The following is a 26,784-nucleotide window of genomic DNA, read 5'->3' as shown; positions in this document are numbered from 1 at the left end:
GCCTGCCGAATGTTCTGCAAGCATGAGTACACGCTGTGTACTGACGACGAAATCCACCGCCATCACAAAGAAGAGGAGGCACGCGATGAAGCTGATCGAAGCAATCATCAAGCCGTTCAAGCTGGACGAGGTGAAGGACGCCCTCAACGAGATCGGGATCGAGGGGATCACCGTGAGCGAGGTAAAAGGGTACGGCCGCCAGAAGGGGCATACCGAACTGTACCGCGGCGCCGAGTACGTCGTGGACTTCATCCCCAAGGTGAAGATCGAGATCGCCGTGGCCGACGAACTGGTCGCCAAGGCCGTAGCCACCATCGAGGAAACCGCCAAGACCGGCAGGATCGGGGACGGCAAGATCTTCATACTCCCGCTGGAAGACGCGGTCCGCATCAGGACCGGAGAGAAGGGCGACGAGGCCGTCTAGGCCCTAGCTGACAAGACCCATCCATAACAAAACGATCAATGGAGAGTGTTATGATACGTGACATTAAAAAGGTTAAGGACGCAGCTACCCCCGCTTCCAGCTGCCTCGCCATGAAACTCGGCAAACTGGCCCTTCTGGGCAGCCTCATGCTCGTACCGGTCCTCGCGATGGCCGAGGAGAAGGCCGCCGATTCCGCCTCGGCCCCGGCCGCGGCAAGCGCCGTTGCCGCCCCGGCCACGGCACCCGCAGCACCCGCCGCAACACCGGCCGCTCCCGCAGCCGCAGCCCCTGCAGCCGCCGCACCGAAAAACGTCGACCCGGTCCTCAATACCGGCGACACCGCCTGGATGCTGGTCTCCGCCGCCATGGTCCTTTTCATGACCCCCGGCCTCGCCCTTTTCTACGGCGGCATGGTGCGCCAGAAAAACGTCCTCTCCACCATGATGCACTCGCTGGTGGCCATGGGGATCGTGGGGGTGCAGTGGGCCATCATAGGTTACTCGCTCGCCTTCGGACCGGACATGGGGCACGGCCTTGTCGGTAACTTCAGCAAGGCGCTGCTTGACGGGCTGATCACCTTCAAGGACGGCAACGCGGTTTACGCGCTGTTCCAGAACGTCCCGACCGAGCCGGGCGCGATTCCCGAATACGTCTTCGCCATGTACCAGGCGATGTTCGCCATCATCACCGTGGCCCTCATCTCCGGCGCCCTCGCTGAGAGGATCAAGTTCTCCGCCTACTGCCTCTTCGTGCTCCTCTGGACCACCCTGGTCTACGACCCGCTGGCGCACTGGGTCTGGATGTCTGACGGCTGGCTCTTCAAGATGGGCGCTCTCGACTTTGCCGGCGGCACCGTCGTTCACCTCTCCTCCGGTATCTCGGCCCTGGTGGTGCTCTCCTTCCTCGGCAAACGCCACGGCTTCCCGACCGAGCGCATGGCTCCGCACAGCTTGCCGCTTACCCTGCTGGGCGTAGGTATCCTCTGGTTCGGCTGGTTCGGCTTCAACGCGGGTTCCGCCATCGTTGGCGCCGGCTGCTCCGACGCGGCGGGTGGGCTCGCCGGCCTCGCCTTCATGACCACCACCATCGCCCCGGCCGCCGCAGGCCTCACCTGGATGATCGCCGAGTGGATTCACGCCGGCAGGCCGTCGGCACTGGGCTTTGGCTCCGGCGTCGTAGCGGGCCTGGTCGTGATCACCCCCGCAGCCGGTTTCGTGCAGCCGGGTGCCGCCATCCTCATGGGCATCGCAGGCGGCCTGGTCTGCTACGGCGGCGTGATGCTGAAGGCGAAACTGAAATACGACGACTCCCTGGATGCATTCGGCGTACACGGCGTGGGCGGCACCACCGGCGCCATCCTGACCGGCGTCTTCGCCACGGTAGGCGCCACCGGCCTCACCTCCGGAAACATGAAGCAGTTCGTCACCCAGCTGATTGCGGTTGGTGCGGCTGCAGCATACGCGGTGGTGGTGACCTTCGTGATCGCCCTCATCCTTGACAAGACCATCGGCCTGCGCGTCGAGAAGGAAGACGAGATCATGGGCCTCGACCAGACCCAGCACTCCGAGACCGCTTACAACTAGTCCTTGTAAGATTCAGCAGCAGTGATTTTGGAGGGGGGCGCAAGCCCCCCTTTTTTATGCCCGGACCCTCAGGCAGGCGAACTTTAAACACCGTTCCCGATGCCGCAGGGGGAAGGGCGGGGGAGCTGACTCGCGGCGGGGTGGGCCTGGAACTCTGCAACTCCTTGGCACTGTCGCACCGCCAAAAAAATGATCTAGCGTTTTGAAATACCGAGATTTCCTGTTACTGTTTTCCAGCCGTAACAGATCGATCTCGGGAGGCGATTATGGATTCGAGGGACATGGTGCTCCGCAAGGAAGGGGACGGCAGTGGGTACTACGAGCGCTGCAGCGCCGAGGCGGGGATCGCTGGGCTTTCCTCCATCTTCAGGATGTTCAGCGAGGACGAACTGCGCCATGCGGGGGCCCTGCGCGCATTGAGAGACGGCGGCCGGGTCGATCTGCGCCAATCGGCGACGCTTCAGGGGGCGAGAAGCATCCTGCGCCGCCTGTCGGCGGAGGAACTCGGGCGCTACCGCGGCGACCTCGGACTTTACCTGAACGCGATGCAGTTCGAGGCACTTTCCGCTCGCGCCTGCGCCGACCTCGCGCGTGAGGCGCTGCACCCCTGGGAGCGAGAGCTGTTCCAGACCATGGCCGAGGAGGACGAGATGCACTTCACCCTTCTCGAGGAGATGCGCGAACTTTTGAAGGACGGGAGGGATGATGTCTACTGAGGGGCTGCAAGCGATGCTAGACACCGCGGTCACCGCGGCGCGCCAGGCCGGCAGGCTGCAGAAGGAACGGCTTTGGGGCGAGTTCACCTTCGACTTCAAGGGTGAGGTGGACATCGTGACCGAGGTGGACCGAGCCTGCGAGGAACTCATCGTGAGCCGGATCGCTGCCGCCTTCCCCGGTCACAGCTTCCTCGCCGAGGAGAACCTCTACGCCGACGGCGACCCCGCCTGGCGCTGGGTCATCGACCCCCTGGACGGCACCACCAACTACGCGCACGGCTTCCCCTGGTTCTGCGTCTCCATCGCCCTCGAGCATGAAGGAGAGCTGACGCTAGGGGTCATCTACCACTGCATGATGGACGAGCTCTTCACCGCGGTACGCGGCGGCGGCGCCTTCCTAAACGGCAAGCCGATCCGCGTCTCTTCGCGCAAGCCCCTGCGCCACTCCCTGATCGCGACCGGCTTTCCCTATGACGTAGCGCGAGGCAACGAGAACAACTTCAGAAACTTCTTCGAGCTGCAACTGGCCGCGCGCGGTGTGCGCCGCGCCGGGGCCGCCGCCCTCGATCTTGCCTACGTGGCCGCCGGGAGGCTCGAAGGTTACTGGGAGTGCAAGCTGAAGCCGTGGGACGTGGCGGCGGGGTCGCTTTTGGTCAGGGAAGCGGGGGGGATGGTAACGAACCACAAAGGGGAGCCGCACCGGATCGGCGACCACCGCATCCTCGCCAGCAACGGGCTCATCCACGAGGAGATCGAAGCGCTCCTGGAGCGGGCCGAAAAGTCGGCGCCGCTTCTTTAAGCGGCAGTTGGATTTTGGAAAAGGCGCTCTTAGGAGCGCCTTTTTTTTGCTTTGACGCAAAGGAGTGCCGGCGCCGGTCGCTTCTTAAAATCCTGTAGGAAAAAACGCGGCGATGTTATATAGTTGTGCAGCTTTTCGCCCACCCTGACAGCCGGAGGATCCTGATGCTTAACCTGCGCAAGAAAATCCTGGTGGCCATAGACGGTTCGCCGCTCTCGGACAAGGCCGCCGAGGAGGCGGTGCGTTTCGCATCGGGGATCCCTAGCCAGTTCAAGAGCAAGGTGTACGGGCTCCTGGTGCTCCCCAACGCGCCGCGCAACACCTTCACCGACTTCGTCCCGGCCCGCCCCATAACGGAGCAGGAGAAATGGGGCGAGTTGAAGGAGCGCATCTTCTACGTCGTGGAGAAGATCGCAGCGGAACTCGACGTGCCGCTCGAGACGGCCGTCGTCTACGGAGACCCCGCCGAGGAGCTGATCCGCTTCGCGCAGAAGGAGGAGATTGACGTGATCGTGATCGGGAGTACCGGCAAGGGGTTTTTGAAGCGAAAGCTGCTGGGGAGCGTCTCCCACAAGGTGGTGCGCGACGCGAAATGCTCGGTCTACGTGGTCAGAGGGTAGCCTTGTCGGTCTCCTGCCTTAGATAGGCGAGGATCTCCTGCAGGCTTTGGATGATGATCTGCTCACCCTTGGGAAACTCGTGGGGTGAGAGCTCCAGGGTCAGGATGTCGTTGTACTCGGTGTTGCGCAGGTGGTTCAAAAAGCGGGTGAGCGGCAGGATGCCGTGTCCCGGCAACAGGTGCTGCCTGCCGTGGCCGTAGTCCGAGAAGTGGATGTTGCGGATCCGTCCGCTGTTGTAGCAGAGGTAGAAGTCGTTGATGAAGTTGGCCCGCCCGCTCCCCATGTGGGTGCAGTCGAAGGTGAGAAAGAGGTTCCTTTCGTGCAGGAACTCGATCAGCTTCTGGGTCTCCGAAAGGATGTACCCGTTGATCCGGTACTTTCCGGTCCACGGCATGTTCTCCAGGGTGAGCGTCACCTGGTCCCCCCCCACCTCCTTCTGAAAGTCCTGCATCCGGTAAAGCCAGCGCCAGTAGGCGAACTCGCACCCCATCCATGACGGCGGGTGGAAATTCACCAGCCCTATGCCGCATTCCGCGGCGATCTCCACGCAACGTTTCAATGAGTCGACCGGACTCCCCCAGCCATCCAGCTGCAGGAAGGGGGCATGGATGGAGAATATCGGCATGATCTCAGCGAGTTCCTTCACCAGGCGGCGCGAGTTCACCTTCTGGAACTCCTGGTTGATCACCAGTTCCACGCCGTCGAACCCGGCCTCCCTCGCCATGGCGAACGCCTTGGGAAGCGGGAAGATGAAGAGCGTTCCTGCGGAGATGGAAATCCTCATGCCCGGTCCTATACCTGTCCCACCATGTTCTGGTAGGCGATCTTCTGCAGGTTGAGCACTGCTTCCAGCGCTTCCCTGAGCCGTGCGTCCTGTTCGAGGGCGAAATCCTCGGGGTTCGCATATCCGCCGGGCCCCTCGCTGCGGATCTCGTTTTCGATACGCAGCGCGAGCAGGCACTGCAGCGCCTTCAAGAGCCGTTCGGCGAGGTCAACGTCCATGGCGCCCCGGTACAAGAGCGCACGGATACGCTGCAACGTTCCCCCTTCATGCACTTGGGCCTTCAGTGACAGGATGCGCACGAGCTGGACCAAAGGCGAGAGGGCAAGCCTCTCGATGTCGATCTCGCCATGGTGCTCGCCTTGCTCAAGGCGCCAGCGCCCGAAACGGCCGAGAGCAAGCGGCAGGCTGATCACGCGCCGCGCGAGCTGGAAGAAGGGATCGCGCCCGAGTTCTTCTCTTAGCGCGAGGGTCGCCGCGCCGACGGCCTGGTCGGCGAGCGGCTCGAACCCGGCTACGTAGGCAAGGTCAGCCATCGACTCAAGGCGCCATCGCCATTCCGGGAGCGGGGTGGCGCGCTGGCGCTCTGCCGCGGCGAATGGGGGGAGTGGGGCCGGGGAGACGGGGGGCGTTTCACCTTTGTCGTTGCCGTTTTTCAGAAGCGAGCGCCATTCGGAGAGGGAGCCGTGCCACGGGGTCTCCTGCTCGCCCAGAAGCCCCGATTGCTGTAGCGCCAGGGTGAACTGCCGGCTGAACAGGTAGAATCGCTCGGAGTCGAGCTGGTGCAGCAGGAGGTAACGGTTCCTGCTGTAGAGGGTCTGTTCGCCGCGTGCCCTGTCGCCGGAAACGAGGAGGGCGTAGACCGGCGCCGTTCCCTGTCCCAGCTCGCGCATGCGCTCTTCGGCGAGCTCCGCCGTCTTTTTCAGCACGAGGTCGTGCAGGCGGCTGCAGGCGCCGCAAAGGGCGAGGGGAGAGCCGCGGCGCCGGAAGTGGGCCGCCGCGAGCTCGCGGTAGCGCTGCTGGGGCGCCGCGAGTGCTGAGGCCGTTTCCGCGCGGGCGATCTCCCCCTCGACGGCGGCAAGCTCCTGGTCTAGTTGCCCCTCGTAGTCGAGTTCCGCGCGCAGCGTGTCCATCAGCGCCGTGAGAAAGCTCTCGGCGGCGCGGGATGAGCTGCTCTCCCACTTGCGCTCCAGGCGCGTTTTCAGATTTTCCAGCAGCTCCGTGCTGGCCCGCCAGGTGAGGATGTCCTCCCCTTTGGATCCCAATAACATGGGCATGAGTACCCCCCAAGAACCGTTCAACGTTCAGCGTTCAGCGTTTGAACCTCTAACTGCTTTACTCCAGGAAACCTGTGCATTCTAAGTTGCTTTCGGACCTCATGGGTGCTGCGCGGGAACGTTGAACGTTGAACGCTGAACGTCCGTTTGGTTTTCAATCCATATGCCCGTGGACCTCCTGCTCGAGGAAGCTTCTCATCTCCTCGGGCGGGGGAGGGGTGGCGAGCGAAACGGCGATCATCACCAGGATCACCAGGGGCGTCCCGCAAAGGGCGGACGAGGTTACTGGGAATAAGGCGGCGACGGCGGGGAAAGTTCCGCCGAAAACGGGCTGGGCCACGGTGCAGAGCACGCCGGTCAGCATACCGGCGATGGCGCCGTAGCGGTTGGCGCGGTCCCACCAGATCCCGAGAAGAAAGAGCGGGAAGATCGTGTTTCCCGCCAGGGCGAAGGCGACCGCGGTGATCTCGGCGATGAGCCCGGGCGGGTCGAGCGCGATGATGAGGACCAGCGCCGCAAGCACCAGGGTCCCTCCCTTGGCCACCTGCATGCGCGCCCGCTCGCTCGCGCGCGGGTTCAGGAAGCTGTAGTAGATGTCGTGCGAGATCGACGACGCCCCGGTCATGAGAAGCCCCGCGACGGTGAAGAAGGCGGCGGACAGGGCCCCGGCGGCAAGGACGCCGACGAGCCATCCCGGAAGTCCCGCGGCGACTGCGGTGTTGAGCGTCACGACATCGGCCGCGGCACGCGCCGCCTCAGGGGAGGGAATCATGCCGCGGCGCGCCTCGATGAGCCTGCCGAAGACGGCGAAGGCGGGGGCGGACCAGTAGACGAGGGCGATGAAGAAGAGCCCCCAGACCACGCTCCAGCGGGCGTCACGCACGTTGGGGACGGTGTAGAAACGGGAGAGGACGTGGGGCAGCCCTCCCGTGCCGACCATGAGGGTGAAGCAGAGCGCACACCACTGAAAGAGAGAGTCGTCGGCGAAGGGGAGGGTGAAGTCGATGCGGAACTCGCGCCATAGGTCGGTTAGCGCACGCCCGTAGCCGAACTGCGGCAGCACCCAGAAGTAGCCTAGACGGCGGGCGAGCCACATGAGCGGGACGATGAAGGCGACGCAGATCACCAGGTACTGCAGCTGCTGGTTGCGCGGCACACCGAGCACCCCGGAGATGACCAGGTAAGAGACCACGGCAAGGGCCCCGTAGGTGACACCCTGCTCGTACCCCAAGCCGAACATGAAGGAGAAGATGAGTCCGATCCCCTTGAACTGTGCGACGCAGTAGATGACCGAGATGGCGATGGAGATCACGGCGGCGATGAGGCGGGCGGGCCTGGAACCGTAGCGCTCGCCCACGAACTCGGGGGTGGTGAACTTGCCGAAGCGTCTTATCTGGCTCGCCAACAAGACGAGGAGCAGCACGTAGCCGCCGGTCCAGCCGATGACGTAGGCGAGCCCCTGATAGCCGTGCAAGTAGATGATCCCGGCAAGTCCCATGAGGCTCGCAGCACTCATCCAGTTGCTGGCGATGGCGGCGCCGCCGCCGATGCGGCCGGTGAAGCGCCCGCCGAAGCCGTATTCCTGGCTCTCGCGCGCTTTCTGCCTCAGTCCCACGAGGATGAAGGAGAGGAGCACCAAGAGGACGACGAAGATGGACCAGGACGAGTCATTCATAGCTTCTGTCTCGCTTGCGGCTGTGGTACTCGGTGATCCGGTCCACGTAGACGTTGAAGATGATGCACAAGAAGATGAACCAAAGCGGAAGGAACTGCCCGGTGAACCAGAAGTGCAGCGGGAGGTTGAACAAGGTGAGGCGGGTGAGGAGGCTTCCCGCACCGGTCCCGCGGCAGGCGTAGACCAGGAACTGGAAGCCGAAAGTGCAGACGACCCAGCCGAAGAGGATGGCGAGGATGATCAGCACCTCGTCCCGCATATGCCCCTTCTTGGGGCGGAACAGGTTTACCTTGGAGCGCTTTTCGGGACGGCTCATGTCTCCTCCCTTGACGGATGGGCGACCGCCGCGGTTGACGCCGAAAGGGCGTCGGCACGGCGGCTCTAGAGTATGGAGAAGTTCGTGTGTATCGTCTTTTGCAGGTCCTCGATCAGAAGGAGCGCCTGCCGCATCCGCTCCCGCTCGTCTGAGGGGAGCGAGTACGGGTTCAGGTAGTAGGCGTTCTTCTGGATCCCCTTGATGACCTTTATCTGGAGCAGGATGCGGTGCTTGGTGAGGATGCGGTAGGCCGCGACGAGCCCGCGCGCCATGTTGGCCGAGAAGCTGTGCTCCTGCTCCAGGAGCTCGATCCTTCTCACCGTCGAGGTGGCGGGTATCGCCTGGTTGATCGCCAGGATGCGCACGTTCATCACGAGCGGCGCCCAGGCGAGGAGCTTCAGGTTGAAGGCCCCCTTGTGCTCGCCGCTTCCCTCGGTCCAGAAACGCTTTAAAAAGCCGAGCGCGAGCTTCATCTCGGTGGCCGCCTTGGCCATCCCCCATAGCGCCATGAAGTAGTCCTGCAAGAGGGCGCGGATCAGTGAGACCAGCCGGCCGGCAAGTTCCTCGTCACCCGCAACGAACCGGGCGTCGGAGAGGACGATCAGGTCCATGAGGTTCTTTCCGTAGTCCTCGGCCTCGTAGCGCACGATGGCGTGCAGGCGTCGCTGCCACTGCGAGATGGAGCCGCGCCAGTTGTCGTTGGAGGGCATGATCCCGCCGGTGCACTTCTTGAAGCCGATCTCGGCCAGCCTCTCGACGAGGACCCGGCTGTACTCGGCGAAGTAGCGGTCCGCCTCCTCGCCCCCTTCGTCGGCGTAGACGATGAGGTAATCCTGGTCGGTGATGAGGGTCTGCTCCTCACGACCGTCGCTTCCCATGCTGATCAGGGCGAAGGGGACGGGCGGCGGGGAAGGGAGCTCGGCCGCAACGAGCTCGAGAGCCCGCCGGGCAAGGGCGTCGCGGTACCAGGTGCAGTTTTCGTGCAGCGAGGGGACGGAGTAGAAGCTTAGGAAGCGCTCCATCTCGAGGGCGTTCAGCTCCTCATGGAGGCTCAGGAGTGCGGTGTAATCGGTCTCGGTTTTTACCCGCTCGACCAGGGTCTCCTCTCGTCCGGAGCAGATCCTGAATCTGCCGAGCTCATCGGAGGTCCGCTGCACCAGCCCGGAGAGGAGCAGTTTCATCTCCTCTCGGTCCAGAAGCGGCAGGTAGGCGCGCACCTCCCCCAGCAACTCCTCGAGGAGTGCCTCCTCGCCTGGCTCCGGTGGGTAGGTCTGATGCGGCATGTGCGGCCACCTCTTTAATGTGTTCTGTGGCGATTCTACAGAAAAAAACGGGGATGTAAAACTGTTTTGCTTAAATCGCGGTCACTTTCGACGGCTTCCATGGTTTTCTTCCTCGGCAAAGAGCACGGAAGGATTGGAGCGCGGGTAAAAAAAATTGGGGAAGGTTTCCCTTCCCCAATTCCTTGCTGTGTTGCTGCTGCTTGCTAGTGCTCGACTGCCTTGGCCATACCCAAACCGGTGTTCTGGCGGACATAAACCTCGTCGAACATGTCTTCGGAGCGCCTGCTCGGGAAGGCGAGGGCGCCCAGGATGGCGGCCATGAAGCCCAGCGGGATGGAGATGAGGCCCGGGTTCTTCAGGGTGAAGAGCGGTTTCTCGAGGCCTACCATCGAGGTGCCGGTCTGCTGTGCGTCCACTTTGGCCTTGGCAAGCGCCTTTGTATCCTTCTCGGACAGGCTCTGTCCTGCGGGGAGTGCCGCCTGTTTCTTCTCCATGGCCACGATCACCTTCTTGGCCCCTTCGGCGACCACTTTCGGGTAGGTCATGTTGGGGGATACCATCACCAGTGCGATGGAGGCGACGGTGCCGACCAGAAGACCGGAGATGACGCCGGCGGTGTTGAACTTCCTCCAGAACAGCGAGAGGATGACGACCGGCAGGTTGCCGGAGGCGGCGACCGCGAAGGCCAGTGCCACCAGGTGGGCGACGTTCTGCTTCTCGGCGGCGAGGCCGATCATGATGCCGCAGGCGCCTACCACGAAGGAGGTGATGCGTGCCGCGAAAACCTGCTCGTGCTGGTCGGCGTGGCCGTCCTTGATCACGTTCACGTAGATGTCGTGGGCGATGGCCGCGGAGGCAGCGAGTACCAGGCCGGAGACCACGGCAAGGATGGTGGCGAAGGCGACGGCGCACAGGAAGGCGAGGAAGAGGTCGCCGACGATCGGCGCGATGTCTGCACCCATCTGCTGTGCCAGCATCAGGGTCGCCATGTTGCCGCCCGGGTCTACCGAGGTGATGCCTTGCGGGGTCAGGTGGATGGCGGCGCCGAAACCGAGGAGCGTGGTCAGGATGTAGAAGCCGCCGATGATGAACATCGCGATGATGACGGATTTGCGTGCGGCCTGCGCGGTCGGCACGGTGAAGAAGCGCATGAGGATGTGCGGCATGCCGGCGGTGCCGAGCACGAGTGCCATACCCAGAGAGATCTGGTCAAGCGGGTTCTTCAGGTAAAGGCCGGGCTCGAGGAAGCGCTGGCCTGCGTCCACGCCGGAGAGGATGACGCCGTCTTTAAGCACCAACTTGGAAACGTGGTCCTGGATCTCCGGGCTAGCCACGATGGTGGAGAAGAAGCCGATCGGGTTAAAGCCTGCCTTGACCATGACCAGGACGGAGAGCAGGAAGGCGCCGGCCATGAGGAGGCCCGCCTTGATGATCTGAACCCAGGTGGTGGCGACCATGCCGCCGAAGACTACGTAGCCGACCATCAGGATACCGACGCCGATGATGGACATCTTGTAGGGGATGCCGATCAGAAGGGCCATCAGTTTCCCCGCACCTACCATCTGGGCGGTGAGGTAGAAGGTGGAGACGGCGACGGTGGAGATGGCGGCGAAGGCGCGCACCGGCTTGGGCGAAGTCCTGAAGGAGAGGATGTCGCCAAGGGTGTACTTGCCCGCGTTGCGGCAGGGCTCCGCGACGATCAGGAGCACGGTGATGTAGGCTACCAGCCAGCCGACCGAGTACATGAAGCCGTCATAGCCGTACAGCGAGATGAGGCCGGAAATACCGAGGAAGGAGGCTGCCGACATGTAGTCGCCGGCGATGGCCCAGCCGTTCTGGGTTCCCGTGATGCCGCCACCCGCCGCATAGAAGTCCGATGCGGTCTTGGTCTGCTTGGCGGCCCAGACGACGACCCCCATGGTGATGGCGATGATCACGAGGAACATCCCGATGGTGATGGTCCTGTTCGTTTTAAGTTCTTTCTTTGCCGGTGCCGGTGTGGCGGGGGCAGGTGTGGCCACTGAAGCGGCTGCGTTGGGCGCGGGTGCTGCTGCCGTCGCGGCGGGTGCTCCCTGGGCTGCGGGTGCGCTCATCGCCGGGGCTGCGCCGGCTGCCGGTGCCTTCTGCTCTTCAGCGTAGGCGGCTGCGGCTACCGAGAGGGCCAAGCTGGCTGCTATGAATATCTTCTTGATGGTCATGTCCTGTCCTCCTTTCCTAGAGATGTAATTCGTCGATCAGTTCCCTGGTCAACCGGTCAAAGTCCTTGTTGGCGACATGCGAGTAGTAGAGTGCAATCCCCCAGGAGACGAAGAACTGGGAAAGCGCGAAAATGTACCCGAAGTTTACTACGCCGATGATCTTGACCTTGAAGAGTCCCGGTGTGTACGCCGCCCCGATGGGGAGCAGGAAATAGTACACGCAGGAGAAAATCCACCATCCGAAAAGGAAGGCCGTCTTCTTGTGATGCAGTTCCACGAATTTAGGATTCTTTGCAATTGCTTTCCAGTCGTACTGTTTTTCTGCCATGGTTGTCACTCCTTTCTAGGGTAAGATGCGTTGCGCGGCGGCGTCCCGCCCCTGTTGTTCCTACTCTTCGATAAATCCCCCTTTCCATAACTGATTTCGTTTCTAAAATTCCCGATGCTGTTTTGCTAAATTTTGTTAAAGCGTTCTGTTTTGATTCAAAAAACGCCATGTTGTCGGTTTTACGTGTTTTTTAAGCTGGTTTCTGGTCGAGGTTTCCGCCTGCCTTCCTCGGTACGGTTTTGCATCTGATGTATACGTGTATTTCTTGTACCACACGCATGGTAAATGTACAATAAAAATAAACAGCGTTCTAAATATTTTGATCACTAAAAAAGCCGAAAAGCGGACATCTGGTCGAGTGCAAAACCTTATATTTATTGCATTAAATGCCAAACCAGGTGGTAAATTATTTTTTATTATTGTTTGGTTAACCGGTGCGCGTGCATCATTTGACAAGTTTTGTATGGCTGTTTTGCGGGTCACTCAAACGCTGTCGCATTGTTGTGTCAGACATTTTGAACGACTCAATCTCGCGGGTTTTATAGCATGGGCGGACACTATCCTGCCTCTAAACGGCAACAAATCTCTGTATCTTTGAGGGGCGATGACGGCATTTGAAGGACGTAGGCGGGTCGAGATAGGGCTGTCAGCTGCACTGGTGACTGTCATTTGAAACTCAGGTGAGATCAAAAAACGAGCAGTAACGATGGAGTAAAAAGCGGCACTACACTTAAAGCAGATCAGACGTGGCGTTTAAATGGTGGATATTGTCACGGTGTTTTATTAAGCTTGCGTCGAAGCCGTTTTTACGACAAAAAAAGAGGATGCCGATGCCGGTATCCTCTTTTATTCAGTGTCTTCCAAAGCTAGTAGCAGTTATCTTCGTCCCAATGACAGTGGCCTGGCCGGACCGTTCATCCGTATTGCGGCTGCGAACTCCATCCAGAAGATGAGGTAGATGGAAACCATGAGCGAGAGGCCGATGTTGGCGTTCTCCGGCCCGAGGGTTTTTGTGAGGATCGGGGAGGCGAAGCCGGCGCCCAATGTCCCGGTGGCGCGTTCCAGCAGGTAGAAGACGGGGAGGGTGATGAGGGTCCCTGCCACCATGATGGCGATGCCGCGTCCTCGCTTGACCCAGTACTTGGGGGAGAAGCCGAACATCCTCATGAAGATGACGACGAGGATGATCCAGACCGAGTAGTCCACCGCCGCGTCAGGCAGGGCAAGCTTGTTCTTGACGAGTGCCACTTCGAGTATGGTGACCGCGAAGAGGAGCACGAACATCCAGTTGAACTTCTCGTTCGCCTGGGTCTGCCAGTTGCGGCTGTCCGGCGCCGCGGTCTCGCGCATGGAGTGGTTCGGGGTGCCGAGGGCCGAGAAGAGGATGGCGAACCAGATCCCCGCGTTGTGGAAGAGGAGCGAGGCGTGGTTGCCGGCTACGTTGGCGATGCGCGACATGGGATCCCGGGCGAAGTCGGCGGCGATGCGCATCAAAAAGAGGTTCACGATCACCGAGCACATGATGATGACGGTCAGGGTGAAGATGCGCCTTGGCAGCAGATAGGGATCGATGCGGTCCGGAAAACCCAGGATGAAGGCGAACCAGATCAGGTACATGATGAGCGGGATGCCGAGACAGATGCCGTAGACCGAGTTGCCGGCGAAGTCGCCGTTTTGGGCGTAGATGATGTACTTGTCGTCGCGCTCAGGGTCGGTGTTCACCGCCTGGACCACTTCCTTCGGTACTTTCTTCACGTGCGGCAAGAGGCCCATGGCGTACCAGCCGTGGTCACCCTGGGTGGTATCGACGACCCAGTACTGATCCCCCATCATCTCGTCCAGCCCCTGGAAGATGCGCAACGAGAAGACGGCGCAGGTCACGACGACGACCAAGAGAAGTATCACGTTTGTCAATTTCATCGGCATGTGAAGTTCCTCCGCATCGACGCCCTGTGGGGCTATTCCTTGTGGGTGGTCCAGAACATGGAGACCGCGTTCGCTGCAAAAAGGCCGTAGAGCCACATGGTGTTCCAGGCCGGGCCGGACCAGTGGCTGCCGCGGCCGCCGCCCACCACGCCTGAGGCGACCACGATGCCGATCAGCGCGGTGAAGGCGACCATGGCGACGGCGCGCAGGATCGCGCTGTTACGCCAGGTATGCCGTTCCAGTTCCTCGAGTCTAGCGAGCAGTTCTAGTTCTTTTTCACTCATCGCCGTTCTCCTTTTACAACAAATCACAGTGGACTAAGCGGTGATCCGTCCGCCTGGCTGAACCCGTCGGCTCACACCAGGCAGAGATTCGGATCGAGCTTTCCGACCGGAACGCGGTCCGAGAGCTCCTGGTACTTCAGGCATTCCCTGAATCGGCAGCTGCAGAACATGATGATCTGCTTCACGTCGTGCGGCGAGATGTAGCCGCAGCCTACGTCGCAGTAATCGTCATTTTTGCCGAAGAAGGGGCAGACCTTTGTTTCCTGCATAAGACCTCTATTCCTTTTTCAAAGCAGACGCCCTCAGGCAAGAAAGGGGTGACGTAAACAGGATTAGCAACTGCCGTACCAATTTGGTGTTTACCTGCATCATCGGATCTCAAACGCTTTCAAACCGGTGGGTTACCGCATCGCGGGGCGGGGACGCGGCGGAGCTTCGCTGGGGTCTTTTTGCAAAAACGCGAAGAAAGCCGAAAGGGGAGGGGCGTGGTTACCGATGGTCAGCTTCGTAGGGCTTTTTGCCTTGTTTCATGTAAAGGTGAGTGATATCGGCGGTTTTGGCGGGTAGGACGCGTCGGGGCTAATGAATTTGCAAGGCTGCAAGTATGGCGGCGCCCCTTTTTGCAATGATGCAAAAAAGAAACGCCGCGGGCAGGACTAGCTGTTGTACTCCTCTTTCCTGATGGCGTACTTCTTGATCTTTCGGTAGATGGTGGCCATGTTGGTCCCCGCCTCCTTGGCGGCGGCCTCCACGTTCCCCTGGTTCTTGCGCAAGAGGCCTCTCAGGTACTCGGTCTCGAAACGCATGAGCGCCCTCGAGTAGTCACCTTCATCGGCCGTAGCCTCGGCGCCCCCCTCGGAAGGGATCACCTCGATGAACTGGGAGAGCACCGGCAGGGTGATGTAGTCGCTGCTTTCCATGGCGATGCAGGCCTCGATCACGTTCTTCAACTGGCGGATGTTGCCGGGCCAGGAAAAATCGACCGCCGCCTCCATGGCGTCGTGGGCGAGCCCCTTTATGTGGGTGCCGAACTTGGCGTTTTGCAGCGAGATGAAGTGGGCGGCGATGAGTGCTATGTCGTCGCGTCGCTCCCTGAGCGGTGGGAGGTTGATGTTGACCACGTTCAGGCGGTAGAAGAGGTCTTCGCGGAACTCCCCTGCCTTCACTGCCTGCTTCATGTCCGCGTTGGTGGCGGAGAGGACGCGGACGTCGACCTTGGTGGGGGTGGGGTCCCCCAGGCGGTTGAACTCCTGCTCCTGGAGAAAGCGCAGCAGCGTCTTTTGCACCGTCATGGGAAGGTTCCCCACCTCGTCGAGAAAAAGTGTCCCGCCGTCGGCGGTCTCCAGCAGGCCGCGCCGGTTCTCCGCGGCGCCGGTGAAGGCCCCTTTCTTGTAGCCGAAGAGTTCGCTCTCCAAAAGCGAGGCGGGGAGGGCGCCGCAGTTTATGGCGACGAACTTCTTGTCTTTCCTGGGGGAGTTGTAGTGGATCGCCTGGGCGATGAGCTCCTTGCCGGTTCCGGACTCGCCGGTGATGAGCACCGAGGTGTCGCGCACGGCGAGCTTCTCGACCCGCTCGAGCACTTCCTTCAGGGCCTTCGACGCCCCGATGATGTTGCCGAAGTTGAAGCGCCCGACGAGTTCTTCGCGCAGTTCGCGGTTCTCCTCCATGAGGCGGGTGTGCTGCAGCGCGTTCTTCACCCGGTACAACAGCTCCTCGGGCTCAAAGGGCTTGGTGAGCATGTCGTAGGCCCCTTTTCTCAGGGCCTGGATGGACATCTCCACTGTGGCGTAGGCGGTGACCATGATCACCGGGATGGCCGGGTCCTTCTGCTTCACCTTCTGCAGGAGCTCGAGCCCGTCCATCCCCGGCATCTTGATGTCGGTGACGAGGAGGTCCCACTGCCCGGCCTGGAAGGACTCGGCCGCCTCGAAGCTCCTCGTGAACGCGGAGACCTGGTAGCCGTTGTCGGAGAGGACCGCCTCCATCATGCGGCAAAGCCCCTCCTCGTTGTCGACCAACATCACCCGTTTTTTCGTCATGGTGCCACTCCGTTATCCGCGCGCGGCGCGGCGTTTTCCTAACAGTATTCGTCCCTGTTGATGGGAAGCTTCACCTCGACGGTGGTGCCGACCCCCATCTCGCTGGTGATCTCGATCTTGCCGTGATGCTGCTCCACGATCTGTTTGGTTATCGCGAGGCCCAGGCCGGTCCCCTTGACCTTGGTGGTGAAGAACGGTTCGAAGATCTTCTCGATGTGCTCAGGCGAGATCCCCGCGCCGTTGTCGCGGAACCTGAGGCAAACCCATTCGTCTTCTACGGCGGCGGTGCTCACCACGAGTTCGCCCCCTCTCTGCATGGCGGCGCCCGCGTTCAGAATCAGGTTTATGGCCACCTGGCGCAGTTGGTCGCCGTCGACCATGACGCGAGGCAGGGAGAGGTCGAAACTCTTTTGCACCGTTACGTGATGCATATCGGTGTGGTTCGCCGCGAAGTCGACGATCTGCTCCAGAAGGTCGTTCACGTTGGTCTCCTCGAGGACCGGCTGCGGGGTCCGGGCGTAGGAGAGGAGGTCCTGGACGATCTTCTTGCAACGCTTGCTCTCGCGCTTGATCTCGTGGATGAACTTGTAGTTCGGGTCCTCAGGCGTCAGCTTCTTCTCGATGTAGGCGGCGTATCCAAGGATCACGCCGAGCGGGTTGTTGATCTCGTGCGCCACACCGGAGGAGAGGACGCCGAGGGACGCCATTTTCCCCTGTTGGGCAAGGTTCGCCTCGAGCTCCTTGTTGTGTTTGATGATCTTGGTCATCCGGTTGAAGGCGGTGGCGAGTTCGCCCAGCTCGTCTTCCGAGTCCACCGGCATGGTCTCGTCCAGCCGCCCCATCTTGACCCTCCTGATCACCTCGATCATCCGGCTGATCGGCTCGGTCATCACCCGCGAGGCCAAAAGCACCATGAACACCGCCAGTACCGAGACGAGGATGGTGAGCACCACCATGCTCTCGAGGATGCGCCCTTTGATCGCATTCGCCTCCTGGTAGAACTCCTCCTCGTAGGAACCCACCGCAACGATCCAGTTCCATGGCTCGAAGTACTCGTAGCGCACGATCTTCATGCGGGGCACCTCGTCCCCCTTGTTCTTCCAGGGATAGCGGATCCAGCCGTTTTTCCTTTCGCACATCTCCTTGATGAAGTGCTGCCCGTTGGAGTCGGTGGCGTTCAGGAAGTTCTTCCCCTCCCCGGTGGGGTGGATCATGAAGTTCCCCGAGGTGTCCATGGCGTAGATGTAGCCGGTCTTGCCCACCTTCTTGCTCTTGATCTTCTCCTTTAGCGCCTCGAAGGAGCGCCGCTCGAAGGCGACGTCCTCGTAGGTCTCCTCGAGATAGCCGCCGGCGGCGATGATCCAGTCCCATTCCTTTAAGTAGCGGTACGCCACCATCTTCTTTCTCAGCGACTTGTCCCCGAGCGCCGCGTTTTTCCAGGGGTAGACGATGTACAGGATCTCGCCAGGCTTCGAGCGCTTCGCCTTTTCGATCATCTCCCTGATGAAGTAGCGCCCGCTTTCGTCGCGGCTGTCGAAGACGTTTGCCCCCTCCTGCGCCACGTGGACCTTCAGCTCGCCGCGGCTGTCCATGGCGTAGATGTAGCCGGTCTTCCCGACGTTCACCTTCAAGAGGGCGTTGCGCGCCTCGCGCTGGGCCGTCTTCAGATCCATCCGTCCGGTTTTTTGGAGGTTCTGCTGGCTCTTTACGACGTTGTAGGCAAGCTCGGTGACCGTCTGCAGCTCGTCGTGGAAGGATTTCTCCTTGTCCTGCTTGTAGACCTGGAACTGCTGGTAGTGGGAGTTCAGGAGGTCGACCGTGAAGGAGGCCATGTGCTGCAGGTCATCCTTGCTGGTCTGGGTGATGCCGAGGTAGGCCTGTTTGGTCGAGATATAACCGATGATCCCACCCACGAGGAAGATGGGGATGATCACAAGGGGGAGCACCAGAACCACCATCTTCCAGCGCAGCTTCAGGTTGTTGATGAAGTCGAAGAGGTATCTCTGCACGGCTCCCCCGAAAAATGGGTTTTCTTTTTGTGCAAATGGTGGAAACTATCTCGTGTGCAGTTAGTGCGTTTATCGCCGTGTTTACTGGCATTGCACTGAGACAAACACTTTTTTGCAAACACTGCTGACAGTGTAACGGCGATACTACCGTATACGGTATGGCAAATGCCAGTCCTTTTTTCGCATTTCTGCAAAAAAATGAGTATACTGTGACATATTTTTTCCGGAGAGCGCCATGGAGATTCCGCAATATCCCGGCTCGCGGGGCATCACGTTGGAGGACAAACCCCTCCTGGACCGGCTTTTTTCCGAGCTGCAGCCGCGCGTCTCGGAACTCACCTTCGCGAACCTTTACCTTTTCCGCAAGGCGCACGAATATCGCCTGACCAGAGTTGGGGACGCCGTCCTCGCGCTCGGGCGGGGCTACGACGGCACCCCCTACTTCCTTCCACCTTTCGGCGGCGACGTCAACGCGGTCGCCCTGAAGCTCCTCGATGAAGGGCTCACGCTTTACGGCGCAGACGACGCTTTCCTCGCGCGCCATCTCCCATCGGAGCGCTTCGAGGCGGTGCCGGACCGCAACAATTTCGACTACCTTCACGTGAAAGAAGAGATGGCGCAGCTAAGCGGGAAGCTCTACCACAAGAAAAAGAACCGGGTGAACTACTTCGTGAACCGGCACCGGCACGAGGTGGAGCTCTTCGCCGAGCGGCACGTGGCGGGATCACTCGCGCTTCTCGAGGAGTGGGGGAGGGTGAAGATGGAGCTTGCCCCCGCCGGGTCGGTCCGGGGCGAGGTCGAGGGGTGCGCGGAGGCGCTAAGGCTGCATGGTGAACTGGGGCTTTCCGGGGTCGTGGTGCTTGTGGAAGGGGTGGTGCGCGGTTTTGCCATAGGTGAGCGGCTGAACCGGGAGACGGCTGTCTGCCACTTCGAGAAGGGGGACAACTTCATGGAGGGGCTTTACCAGCTCCTGGACCGGGAGTTCTCCCGGCTGCTTTTCACCGAGTGCACCTATCTGAACCGCGAGCAGGATCTGGGGGAGGAGGCGCTCCGGCAGGCGAAGCTCTCCTACCACCCGGTGGAGCTTCTCGCCAAGTACCGGGTGCGGAGGCGGTAAGCCTTCCTGGCGGCTACGTCGTCCGCGCCGCCAGGCGCTCTTCCAGCTCTTTTGCCGCCTGGTCGAAGTCCTCCATGCAGAGGTCGAAGTCGGCGTCCCAGGTGCGGTTTTTGTAATAGACCTTGTCGTAGTAGTCGATCACCAACCCCTTCATGAACTCTTCCATTTCCCAGCGCTCCAGATTCTCGCCGAGTTCATCGCAGCGCTTGCCCCCAAGCTTCTTCCTGATGCGCTGCAGCGCCGTCGCCATTTCCTCCTTGTACTCGGGAAGGCCGTACTCATCGATCAGACGCGCGACACGGGTTTCCAGCGAGGCATGGCACCATACCCTGATCCCCTGCGCCATCTGCTGGTAGAAGTCGCCCGGAAGCGAGACGCGCCCGATCCGCTCGCTCTCCCCCTCGAGGATGAGCGGCTCCCCTTCGGGCGCCCTGCGGCAGGCGTCCCATAGGAGGGTCTCGAAGCGCTTCTGGGTGAGGTCCTGGTTGAGCCCAAGCTGGCCGAAGGCCGAACCGCGGTGGCAGGCGAGTCCCTCGAGGTCGAGAGTGGAGCGGCCGCGCTCTTTCAGACGCTGCAAAAGCGTGGTCTTGCCGATGCCGGTCATGCCGTGCAGGACGATGAGCGGCACCTTGGGCGTGAAAGGGGTGAAGTACTCGCCGACCACGTGGCGGAAACTCTTGTAGCCGCCGATCAACTGGGTCGCCTTGAAACCGGCGAGGTCGAGGATGACGGTGACGGTCTTGCTGCGTAGTCCCCCGCGCCAGCAGTAGACGAGGATGGGGCGTCCTGCCGCGGCGTCCGCGATCTCCTGCACCATGGCGGGGAAGCGGTGCGCGGTGAGCTCCAGGCCGCGGCGGCGCGCCGCGTGGGGGCCGTCCTCTTTGTGCAGGATGCCGATCTCGACCCGCTCCTCGTTGGTGAGCAGCGGAACGTTGATGGCTCCGGGGATGTGGTCCTCTACATATTCAAGAGGGGTGCGGACGTCGACTATCAGGTGGGTGTCGATAAGTTCTTCGTTGAACGGCGTTGTTTCCACGTACATTGGGCTCCTTTTCCGGCGGCCCATTATAGAGATGCGTCAGGGGGAATGCAAGAACGTCCGCACAGGCCGACGGATGGAGCTCCTCCCCCTGGAGGGGGGAGGTCGGGAGGGGGGTGGGGCACCCGGGCAGGGTTGGCACGTTTTGGCAGGACGCTGCGCGCCCCCTCCCTGACCCCTCCCCCTCCGGGGGCGGGGTCAGGGAGGGGTTGTCGGCCGAACGGGGGAGGGGACTGCCGGGCGATATTACACCCGGAAAACCCTGCAAGACTGGCGCCTTTTCAGTTGAGGGATTCTCACTTTTATGGTAGCGTACACTGTTTTTTTTATCCTGTTTTGACTGCTAAGGAGATTTCATAGATGTTTGGCGCGCTTATAAAGAAGTTTGTCGGGAGCAAGAACGAGCGGGAACTGAAGCGTCTCTGGCCTATCGTGGAACGCATAAACCAGCTGGAAGCGGAGACCGTCAAGCTCACCGACGATGAACTGCGCGGCAAGACGGCGCAGTTCAAGGAGCGCTACGCCAAGGGGGAGAGCCTCGACGCGATGCTTCCCGAGGCGTTCGCCGTCTGCCGCGAGGCGGGCAAGCGCGTTCTCGGCATGCGCCACTTCGACGTGCAGTTGATCGGCGGTATGGTGCTCCACGCAGGCAAGATCGCCGAGATGAAGACCGGCGAGGGTAAAACTCTCGTGGCGACGCTTCCCTCCTACCTGAACGGCATCTCCGGCAAGGGCGTCCACGTCGTCACCGTGAACGACTACCTCGCCAAGCGCGACTCCGATTGGATGGGCCGCATCCACAAGTTCTTAGGGCTCTCCGTGGGTGTCATCGTGCACGGCCTCGAGGACTGGGAGCGCCGCGAGGCCTACGCCGCCGACATCACCTACGGTACCAACAACGAGTTCGGTTTCGATTACCTGCGCGACAACATGAAGTTCGACCTGGCCGACTACGTCCAGCGTCCCTTCAACTTCGCCGTAGTCGACGAGGTCGACTCCATCCTCATCGACGAGGCGAGGACCCCGCTCATCATCTCCGGTCCGACCGAGGATTCGACGGATAAGTACTACATCATCGACCGCATCATCCCGATGCTGAAAAAGGGTGAGGTGGTCGAGGTCGAGGCCAACACCCTCTCCGGCAAAAGAAAGACCTACACCGGCGATTTCACCGTCGATGAGAAGGCTAAGAGCGCGGCCCTGACCGAGGAAGGGGTGCTGAAGGTCGAGCAGCTCCTGAAGATCGACAACCTCTACGATCCGAGGAACATGGAGATGCTGCACCACACCCAGCAGGCGCTCAGGGCACACGCCCTGTTCAAGCGCGACGTGGACTACGTGGTGCGCGACAACGAGGTCCTCATCGTCGACGAGTTCACCGGCCGCCTCATGCCGGGGCGCCGCTGGTCCGACGGCCTGCACCAGGCCATCGAGGCGAAGGAAGGGGCGAAGATCGAGAACGAGAACCAGACTCTCGCCACGATCACCTTCCAGAACTACTTCCGCATGTACGACAAGCTCTCGGGCATGACCGGTACCGCCGACACCGAGGCGGAGGAATTCCACAAGATCTACAAGCTGGACGTCGTGGTCATCCCGACGAACCGCCCGCTTTTGCGCCCGGACTTCCCGGACGTCATCTACAAGACCGAGCGCGAGAAGTTCGACGCGGTCATCGCCGAGATCAAGGAACTGCACGAGAAGGGGCAGCCGATCCTGGTCGGCACCATCTCCATCGAGAAGTCCGAGCAGCTCTCCGAGCTCCTGAAGCGTGAAGCAATCCCGCACTTCGTTCTCAACGCGAAGCAGCACGAGAAGGAGGCGGAGATCGTCGCCCAGGCGGGCCGCAAGGGGATGGTCACCATCGCCACCAACATGGCCGGCCGCGGTACCGACATCGTTCTGGGTGGTAACCCGGACGGGCTTGCGCGCCAGGAGTTCGGCGGCACCCCCGAGGTGAAGACCGAGGAGGTTCTCGAGGCGATCGGAAAGGCGATCGACGAGGAACAAGACGAAGCAGCGATCCTGCGCATGCTCGAGAAAGACTTCGGCAGCATTTTCCCCGTGGTCGATCGTCACGTGAAAAACGGGTTCGACATCGACACCGACCAGCTCGAGCCGCTGCTCTTCGCCGAGTACAAGCGCCAGTTCGATCTCCTCGTGGATAAGCACAAACCGGTGTGCGCCGCGGAGCACGACGAGGTGGTCGCTCTCGGCGGCCTGCACATCCTCGGCACCGAGCGCCACGAGTCGCGCCGTATCGACAACCAGCTGCGCGGCCGTTCCGGCCGACAGGGGGACCCGGGTTCCTCCCGTTTCTACCTGTCGCTGCAGGACGACCTCCTGCGCATCTTCGGTTCCGACCGTGTTTCCATGATCATGGACAAACTCGGCATCGAGGAGGGTGAGGCGATCACCCACGGCCTGATCACCCGCGCCATCGAGAACGCGCAGAAGAAGGTCGAGGCGCACAACTTCGAAATCAGGAAGCACCTGATCGAGTACGACGACGTCATGAACAAGCAGCGCGAGGTGATCTACACCCAGAGGAAAGAGATCCTCGCCGGCAACGAGATCAGGAAGAGCTTCGCCGGGATGCTGGAGGAGACCGTCACCGACGTGGTGCAGGCCTTCGTCATCGACCGTACCCCGGCGCGCGAGTGGGACTGGCAGGGGATCACGGACACCGTCTTCAAGCTGTTCGGCATCCACCTCGACCTGACCCCGGAGCTTTTCGATCGCATCACCCCGGTGAACTTCGAGGATACGCTTAGAAGCAGCACCCGTGACCGCTTCAACCAGAAGGTCACCGAGTTCGGCGACGAGCTCATGGATCACCTGATCAAGGTGATCATGCTGCAGGTCATCGACACCCAGTGGAAGGACCACCTTCTCTCCATCGACCACCTGAAAGAGGGGATCGGCCTGCGCGGCTACGGTCAGAAGGATCCGAAGCAGGAGTACAAGCGCGAGGCGTACCAGCTGTTCATGGACATGATGAACCGCATCCGTCAGGAAGTAGTGGAGAAGATCTTCTGGGTGCAGATAGGCCAGGAGGAGGATCTCGCTCAGTACGAGCTGGAGCAGCCGGAGCAGAAGATGGTCTTCAACCTCGTCGAAGAGGAGGCGGAAGAGGCCGCGTCGAAGGGTACCGCGAAAAGTGCGCGCAACGCGGGGAGAAACGATCCTTGCCCCTGCGGCAGCGGCAAGAAGTACAAGAAGTGCTGCGGCAAGTAGTTAACTAACAGGCGTTCTACGTTCTATGTTCTAAGTTCTAAGTTGAAGGCGATCACGGACGGCCGGATTTGCCGGTGCCCAGCCTTTTACTTAGGACGGAGAGCATGAAGTTTTTAAACGTAGAACCTAGAACGTAGAACATAGAACGTGTTCAAGCTTCCGGGGGATTTATGAAAGGTTTTCGCTTCTCCGCCGTTGAGGCGGCCATCAAGAAGCCGGGCCGGCTCGACCTGGCACTTATATTCTCCGACTACCCCGCCCAGGTGGCGGCGGTCTACACCACCAACAAGGTGCAGGCGGCTCCGGTCCTCATCTCGCGCGAGCGCTCCAAAAACGGCAGGTGCCGCGCCCTCCTCGTGAACAGCGGCAACGCGAACGCCTGCACCGGCGAACAGGGGATGGCCGACGCACTCGAGTGCGGCAGAAGGACCGCTGAGGCGCTCGGCCTCTCAGACGAGGAACTCCTCATCGCCTCCACCGGGGTCATCGGCCAGCCGCTCCCCATGGAGCGCTTCAAAAAGGGCATCCAGCCGCTCGTCGACGGCCTGGACCACGGCACGCTGGACGACGTGGCCCGTGCGATCATGACCACGGATACCTTCGAAAAAATCGAGCGCCGCAGCGGCGAGGCCGGTGGGAAGCCGTACAGCATCAGGGGGATCGCAAAAGGGGCGGGGATGATCCATCCCAACATGGCCACCATGCTCTCTTTCCTGGTCACCGACGCGGAGGTCGACGGCGCCTTCCTGAAGAGCGCCTTCACCGAGGCGGTGGACGGCTCCTTCAACGCGATCACGGTCGACAACGACACCTCGACCAACGATACGGCTGTCATCTTCGCCAACGGCGCCGCGCAGAACCCGTCGATCAAGGCGGGTACGCCGGAAGGTGCCGCCTTCGCCGCTCTCCTGCACGACGTACTCCTCTCCCTGGCGAAGCTTATCGTCAAGGACGGCGAGGGTGCGACCAAGTTCGTCGAGATCAGGGTGAAAGGTGCGGCAAACCAGGCCGACGCCAAGAAGGCGGCGCTCGCCGTCGCAAACTCCATGCTGGTTAAGACCGCCTTCTTCGGGCAGGACGCCAACTGGGGCAGGATCATCGCCGCCATCGGCTACTCAGGTGCCGATGTGCAGCAGGATAGGGTGGAGATCCGCTTCGACGACGTGGTCATGGCAACCGGCGGCGTCTTCGCGGGAGGCGATGCCGAGGCGGCCGGGACCCGCGTCCTGCAGCAGAAGGAGTTCCGCGTCACCATCGATCTGAAACTCGGCGCCGGTGAGGCCGTCGTTTTTACGAGCGACCTCTCCTACGACTACGTCCGCATCAACGCGGATTACCGGACCTAGAAAGGCAAACGACGCCGCCTCACTGGGCGGCACCGGCGGCACGCCGGCATCCCACTCTCCGCCACACGCTGCTGGAGGAACAATGATCCGCACCAGGATGTTACCCGTCATCGCTGCATTGGCTGCCACCCTCGCCGCACCGGGCCTTTCGCGCGCGGGCGACTTGAAGATAACGGAGATGGCGGTCACCACGAAGATCGTCAAGGGAAATCCCATCGATTCGGTGCGGCGCATCTCCTCGACCTCGGTCAAGGCGCTTTACTGCTTCACCAGGTTCTCGGCGCCTGAGGATACCGACACCACGATCAAACAGGTGTGGTATCTGGACGACCAGGTGGTCGCCGAGTACGAACTCCCGGTCAAGGGGGCTCACTGGCGCACCTACAGCCGCAAGGCGGTGGAGAAGGGGAACTCGGGCGAGTGGCGCTGCGACGCCGTGGACATGGAAGGCAAAGTTCTCAAATCGGTCAGCTTCAGGATGAACTAGCTTAGAAACGGTCACGTTCGGGTAACGCAGCAAGAGAGTACACATTGAGATCAGTCACACGTTTCCGGGGGCGCCTGAGCCCCTTAATCAGAAGCATCTGCTTTATCCTGCTGGTCGTCGTCTTCGCCACCGATACCCATGCCGGCGATCAGCCCCGCATCGACTCGCTGATGAACGAGGCCATCTCGCGCAACCTCATTGCCGGTGGCGTCGTAGTCATCGGCAACAGGGACCGCATCCTCTTCGAGAAGCCCTACGGGCGCATCTCCCCGTTTCCCGACGCTCCTCCCATGGCCGTTTCCACCATCTTCGACATCGCCTCGCTCACCAAGGTGACCGCCACCACTCCGTCGGTGCTGAAACTCGCCGAGGAAGGGAGGATCTCCCTCCTGGACCCGGTCGTCAAGTGGTTCCCGGAGTTCGCCGGGAAGGGTAAGGACGCCATCTTAGTGATGAACCTCCTGACCCACACCTCGGGGCTCGATGACATACCCCTTTCCAGTGCCAACCCGATGCAGAGTGCCGTCGAAGGCGCCGCCGCGCAGAAGCTGAAGGGGGAGGTGGGGCACCGCTTCCGCTACGCGGACTTGAACTTCATCCTCCTGGCCGAGCTGGTGCGCCGCGCCACCGGTGCTCCCCTCGACCTCTTCGCCCAGGTCTCCTTCTACCGCCCTCTCGGCATGGTCGACACCTCCTTTCATCCCAGGGAGACGGGGCGCTGTTCCGGGACCATCAGCGACGAGCGGGTCCTTTTCGGGGAACCGCAGGACTACCTCTGCCGCCAGTTGGGCGGGGTCGCCGGTCACGCCGGGCTCTTCACCACTGCGGGCGACCTCGCCCGCTTCTGCCGCATGATGCTCGCCGGCGGGGTGCTCGACGGCAAGAGGGTGCTTGCCCAGCGCACCGTGGACCAGATGACCGCGCCTTATTTCTCGCGCGGCGGACTCGTCGTTCGCGGCCTCGGGTGGGACATCTCATCCCCCTTCTCGGCCCCACGCGGTCAGGGGTTCTCGAGGGTCTCCTTCGGGCATACCGGTTACTCGGGTTCCTCGATCTGGATCGACCCGGTATCGGATACCTTCGTCATCCTCCTCACCTCGCGGCTGGAGTATAAAAAGGTACATGATTTCAACAAGCTGCGCGGTGATCTCTCCACGCTCGCCTCGCAGATCTTCGGCATTCCGCCGGAGCTCGGCGAGATGGCCAGGTTCAATGACGAGTGATTAATAAGAAAGGGCAAAAACCTTGACACCCTTTGCCCTTTATGCTAGCTTTTTTTACCATTTTGGCTTGATACTGG

Annotated in this window: 23 protein-coding genes; 10 read left to right on the top strand and 13 right to left on the bottom strand. The window is 61.3% G+C overall.

Annotated features, from left to right (window positions below; genetic code table 11):
* The first annotated feature begins 85 nt into the window (after positions 1-85).
* The 5 genes from E4633_RS16945 (at position 86) to E4633_RS16925 (ending at position 4,142) form a co-directional block, all read left to right on the top strand.
* Positions 86-424, top strand: a complete 339-nt coding sequence (locus E4633_RS16945) for a P-II family nitrogen regulator (RefSeq protein ID WP_129127667.1) — start codon at positions 86-88, stop codon at positions 422-424.
* A 50-nt stretch (positions 425-474) separates the two neighbouring features.
* The gene (locus E4633_RS16940) at positions 475-2,007 is read left to right on the top strand and encodes an ammonium transporter (protein WP_135871939.1); all 1,533 of its coding nucleotides are present in this window, start codon (positions 475-477) and stop codon (positions 2,005-2,007) included.
* A 266-nt stretch (positions 2,008-2,273) separates the two neighbouring features.
* Positions 2,274-2,723, top strand: coding sequence for a ferritin family protein (locus E4633_RS16935; RefSeq protein WP_135871937.1), 450 nt, complete (start codon positions 2,274-2,276; stop codon positions 2,721-2,723).
* Positions 2,713-3,522 carry an inositol monophosphatase family protein gene (locus tag E4633_RS16930; RefSeq protein WP_198419466.1) on the top strand — a complete coding sequence of 270 codons (810 nt, stop codon included), beginning with the start codon at positions 2,713-2,715 and terminating at the stop codon, positions 3,520-3,522. The genes E4633_RS16935 and E4633_RS16930 overlap by 11 nt, the downstream gene beginning before the upstream one ends.
* Before the next feature lie 164 nt (positions 3,523-3,686).
* Entirely contained in the window at positions 3,687-4,142 is a 456-nt protein-coding gene (locus E4633_RS16925; RefSeq protein WP_135871933.1) for a universal stress protein, read from the top strand.
* Here the strand turns inward: E4633_RS16925 and E4633_RS16920 are convergent.
* From E4633_RS16920 to E4633_RS16865, 12 genes are all read right to left on the bottom strand, one after another.
* Positions 4,132-4,926, bottom strand: coding sequence for a sugar phosphate isomerase/epimerase family protein (locus E4633_RS16920; protein WP_135871931.1), 795 nt, complete (start codon positions 4,924-4,926; stop codon positions 4,132-4,134). The two genes, E4633_RS16925 and E4633_RS16920, sit on opposite strands and share 11 nt — an antisense overlap.
* Before the next feature lie 8 nt (positions 4,927-4,934).
* The gene (locus tag E4633_RS16915; RefSeq protein WP_135871930.1) at positions 4,935-6,200 is read right to left on the bottom strand and encodes a putative nucleotidyltransferase substrate binding domain-containing protein; all 1,266 of its coding nucleotides are present in this window, start codon (positions 6,198-6,200) and stop codon (positions 4,935-4,937) included.
* A gap of 154 nt (positions 6,201-6,354) precedes the next feature.
* On the bottom strand, positions 6,355-7,875 hold the full coding sequence (locus E4633_RS16910; RefSeq protein ID WP_135871928.1) for a VC_2705 family sodium/solute symporter: 1,521 nt from the start codon (positions 7,873-7,875) through the stop codon (positions 6,355-6,357).
* Complete coding sequence (locus E4633_RS16905) at positions 7,868-8,191, bottom strand: DUF4212 domain-containing protein (RefSeq protein ID WP_129127675.1); 324 nt, start codon at positions 8,189-8,191, stop codon at positions 7,868-7,870. The genes E4633_RS16910 and E4633_RS16905 overlap by 8 nt, the downstream gene beginning before the upstream one ends.
* A gap of 65 nt (positions 8,192-8,256) precedes the next feature.
* On the bottom strand, positions 8,257-9,474 hold the full coding sequence (locus E4633_RS16900; protein ID WP_135871926.1) for a DUF294 nucleotidyltransferase-like domain-containing protein: 1,218 nt from the start codon (positions 9,472-9,474) through the stop codon (positions 8,257-8,259).
* 203 nt (positions 9,475-9,677) lie between these two features.
* Positions 9,678-11,672 (bottom strand): solute symporter family protein, encoded by a 1,995-nt coding sequence (locus tag E4633_RS16895; protein WP_198419465.1) that lies wholly within the window; start codon positions 11,670-11,672, stop codon positions 9,678-9,680.
* 16 nt (positions 11,673-11,688) lie between these two features.
* On the bottom strand, positions 11,689-12,000 hold the full coding sequence (locus tag E4633_RS16890; protein WP_135871925.1) for a DUF485 domain-containing protein: 312 nt from the start codon (positions 11,998-12,000) through the stop codon (positions 11,689-11,691).
* 876 nt (positions 12,001-12,876) lie between these two features.
* Positions 12,877-13,926 (bottom strand): hypothetical protein, encoded by a 1,050-nt coding sequence (locus E4633_RS16885; RefSeq protein ID WP_135871923.1) that lies wholly within the window; start codon positions 13,924-13,926, stop codon positions 12,877-12,879.
* A gap of 32 nt (positions 13,927-13,958) precedes the next feature.
* Complete coding sequence (locus E4633_RS16880; protein ID WP_129127679.1) at positions 13,959-14,210, bottom strand: hypothetical protein; 252 nt, start codon at positions 14,208-14,210, stop codon at positions 13,959-13,961.
* Between the two features lie 71 nt (positions 14,211-14,281).
* Positions 14,282-14,479: a hypothetical protein gene (locus E4633_RS16875; RefSeq protein ID WP_135871921.1), complete on the bottom strand. Its 198-nt coding sequence runs from the start codon at positions 14,477-14,479 to the stop codon at positions 14,282-14,284.
* 387 nt (positions 14,480-14,866) lie between these two features.
* A complete protein-coding gene (locus E4633_RS16870; RefSeq protein ID WP_135871919.1) occupies positions 14,867-16,249 on the bottom strand; it encodes a sigma-54-dependent transcriptional regulator in 1,383 nt (460 codons plus the stop codon).
* Between the two features lie 38 nt (positions 16,250-16,287).
* Positions 16,288-18,258: a cache domain-containing protein gene (locus E4633_RS16865; RefSeq protein ID WP_135871917.1), complete on the bottom strand. Its 1,971-nt coding sequence runs from the start codon at positions 18,256-18,258 to the stop codon at positions 16,288-16,290.
* Between the two features lie 235 nt (positions 18,259-18,493).
* Here E4633_RS16865 and E4633_RS16860 point away from each other — a divergent pair, with 235 nt between their 5' ends.
* Positions 18,494-19,375, top strand: coding sequence for a DUF2156 domain-containing protein (locus E4633_RS16860; RefSeq protein ID WP_135871915.1), 882 nt, complete (start codon positions 18,494-18,496; stop codon positions 19,373-19,375).
* Between the two features lie 13 nt (positions 19,376-19,388).
* On the opposite strand, the gene mnmH is transcribed toward E4633_RS16860, so the two are convergent.
* A complete protein-coding gene (gene mnmH / locus E4633_RS16855) occupies positions 19,389-20,411 on the bottom strand; it encodes a tRNA 2-selenouridine(34) synthase MnmH (protein WP_135872374.1) in 1,023 nt (340 codons plus the stop codon).
* A gap of 363 nt (positions 20,412-20,774) precedes the next feature.
* Here mnmH and secA point away from each other — a divergent pair, with 363 nt between their 5' ends.
* The 4 genes from secA (at position 20,775) to E4633_RS16835 (ending at position 26,707) form a co-directional block, all read left to right on the top strand.
* Positions 20,775-23,651, top strand: a complete 2,877-nt coding sequence (secA, locus tag E4633_RS16850) for a preprotein translocase subunit SecA (RefSeq protein WP_135871913.1) — start codon at positions 20,775-20,777, stop codon at positions 23,649-23,651.
* A gap of 170 nt (positions 23,652-23,821) precedes the next feature.
* On the top strand, positions 23,822-24,997 hold the full coding sequence (argJ, locus tag E4633_RS16845; RefSeq protein ID WP_135871911.1) for a bifunctional glutamate N-acetyltransferase/amino-acid acetyltransferase ArgJ: 1,176 nt from the start codon (positions 23,822-23,824) through the stop codon (positions 24,995-24,997).
* 82 nt (positions 24,998-25,079) lie between these two features.
* Positions 25,080-25,484: a DUF2914 domain-containing protein gene (locus E4633_RS16840; RefSeq protein WP_135871909.1), complete on the top strand. Its 405-nt coding sequence runs from the start codon at positions 25,080-25,082 to the stop codon at positions 25,482-25,484.
* Positions 25,485-25,528: 44 nt separating this feature from the next.
* The gene (locus E4633_RS16835; RefSeq protein WP_407925463.1) at positions 25,529-26,707 is read left to right on the top strand and encodes a serine hydrolase domain-containing protein; all 1,179 of its coding nucleotides are present in this window, start codon (positions 25,529-25,531) and stop codon (positions 26,705-26,707) included.
* Positions 26,708-26,784: the final 77 nt, after the last annotated feature.

It is taken from the genome of Geomonas terrae, assembly GCF_004791675.1.
In the GTDB taxonomy this organism is placed as follows: Bacteria; Desulfobacterota; Desulfuromonadia; order Geobacterales; family Geobacteraceae; genus Geomonas; species Geomonas edaphica.
This window is presented reverse-complemented; position numbering and strand designations above follow the sequence as displayed.

Coding starts and splice junctions, on each gene's coding strand:
- E4633_RS16945 (WP_129127667.1), top strand. CDS start 86: ATGAAGCTGATCGAAGCAATCATCAAGCCGTTCAAGCTGGACGAGGTG.
- E4633_RS16940 (WP_135871939.1), top strand. CDS start 475: ATGATACGTGACATTAAAAAGGTTAAGGACGCAGCTACCCCCGCTTCC.
- E4633_RS16935 (WP_135871937.1), top strand. CDS start 2,274: ATGGATTCGAGGGACATGGTGCTCCGCAAGGAAGGGGACGGCAGTGGG.
- E4633_RS16930 (WP_198419466.1), top strand. CDS start 2,713: ATGTCTACTGAGGGGCTGCAAGCGATGCTAGACACCGCGGTCACCGCG.
- E4633_RS16925 (WP_135871933.1), top strand. CDS start 3,687: ATGCTTAACCTGCGCAAGAAAATCCTGGTGGCCATAGACGGTTCGCCG.
- E4633_RS16920 (WP_135871931.1), bottom strand. CDS start 4,926: ATGAGGATTTCCATCTCCGCAGGAACGCTCTTCATCTTCCCGCTTCCC.
- E4633_RS16915 (WP_135871930.1), bottom strand. CDS start 6,200: ATGCCCATGTTATTGGGATCCAAAGGGGAGGACATCCTCACCTGGCGG.
- E4633_RS16910 (WP_135871928.1), bottom strand. CDS start 7,875: ATGAATGACTCGTCCTGGTCCATCTTCGTCGTCCTCTTGGTGCTCCTC.
- E4633_RS16905 (WP_129127675.1), bottom strand. CDS start 8,191: ATGAGCCGTCCCGAAAAGCGCTCCAAGGTAAACCTGTTCCGCCCCAAG.
- E4633_RS16900 (WP_135871926.1), bottom strand. CDS start 9,474: ATGCCGCATCAGACCTACCCACCGGAGCCAGGCGAGGAGGCACTCCTC.
- E4633_RS16895 (WP_198419465.1), bottom strand. CDS start 11,672: ATGACCATCAAGAAGATATTCATAGCAGCCAGCTTGGCCCTCTCGGTA.
- E4633_RS16890 (WP_135871925.1), bottom strand. CDS start 12,000: ATGGCAGAAAAACAGTACGACTGGAAAGCAATTGCAAAGAATCCTAAA.
- E4633_RS16885 (WP_135871923.1), bottom strand. CDS start 13,926: ATGCCGATGAAATTGACAAACGTGATACTTCTCTTGGTCGTCGTCGTG.
- E4633_RS16880 (WP_129127679.1), bottom strand. CDS start 14,210: ATGAGTGAAAAAGAACTAGAACTGCTCGCTAGACTCGAGGAACTGGAA.
- E4633_RS16875 (WP_135871921.1), bottom strand. CDS start 14,479: ATGCAGGAAACAAAGGTCTGCCCCTTCTTCGGCAAAAATGACGATTAC.
- E4633_RS16870 (WP_135871919.1), bottom strand. CDS start 16,249: ATGACGAAAAAACGGGTGATGTTGGTCGACAACGAGGAGGGGCTTTGC.
- E4633_RS16860 (WP_135871915.1), top strand. CDS start 18,494: ATGGAGATTCCGCAATATCCCGGCTCGCGGGGCATCACGTTGGAGGAC.
- secA (WP_135871913.1), top strand. CDS start 20,775: ATGTTTGGCGCGCTTATAAAGAAGTTTGTCGGGAGCAAGAACGAGCGG.
- argJ (WP_135871911.1), top strand. CDS start 23,822: ATGAAAGGTTTTCGCTTCTCCGCCGTTGAGGCGGCCATCAAGAAGCCG.
- E4633_RS16840 (WP_135871909.1), top strand. CDS start 25,080: ATGATCCGCACCAGGATGTTACCCGTCATCGCTGCATTGGCTGCCACC.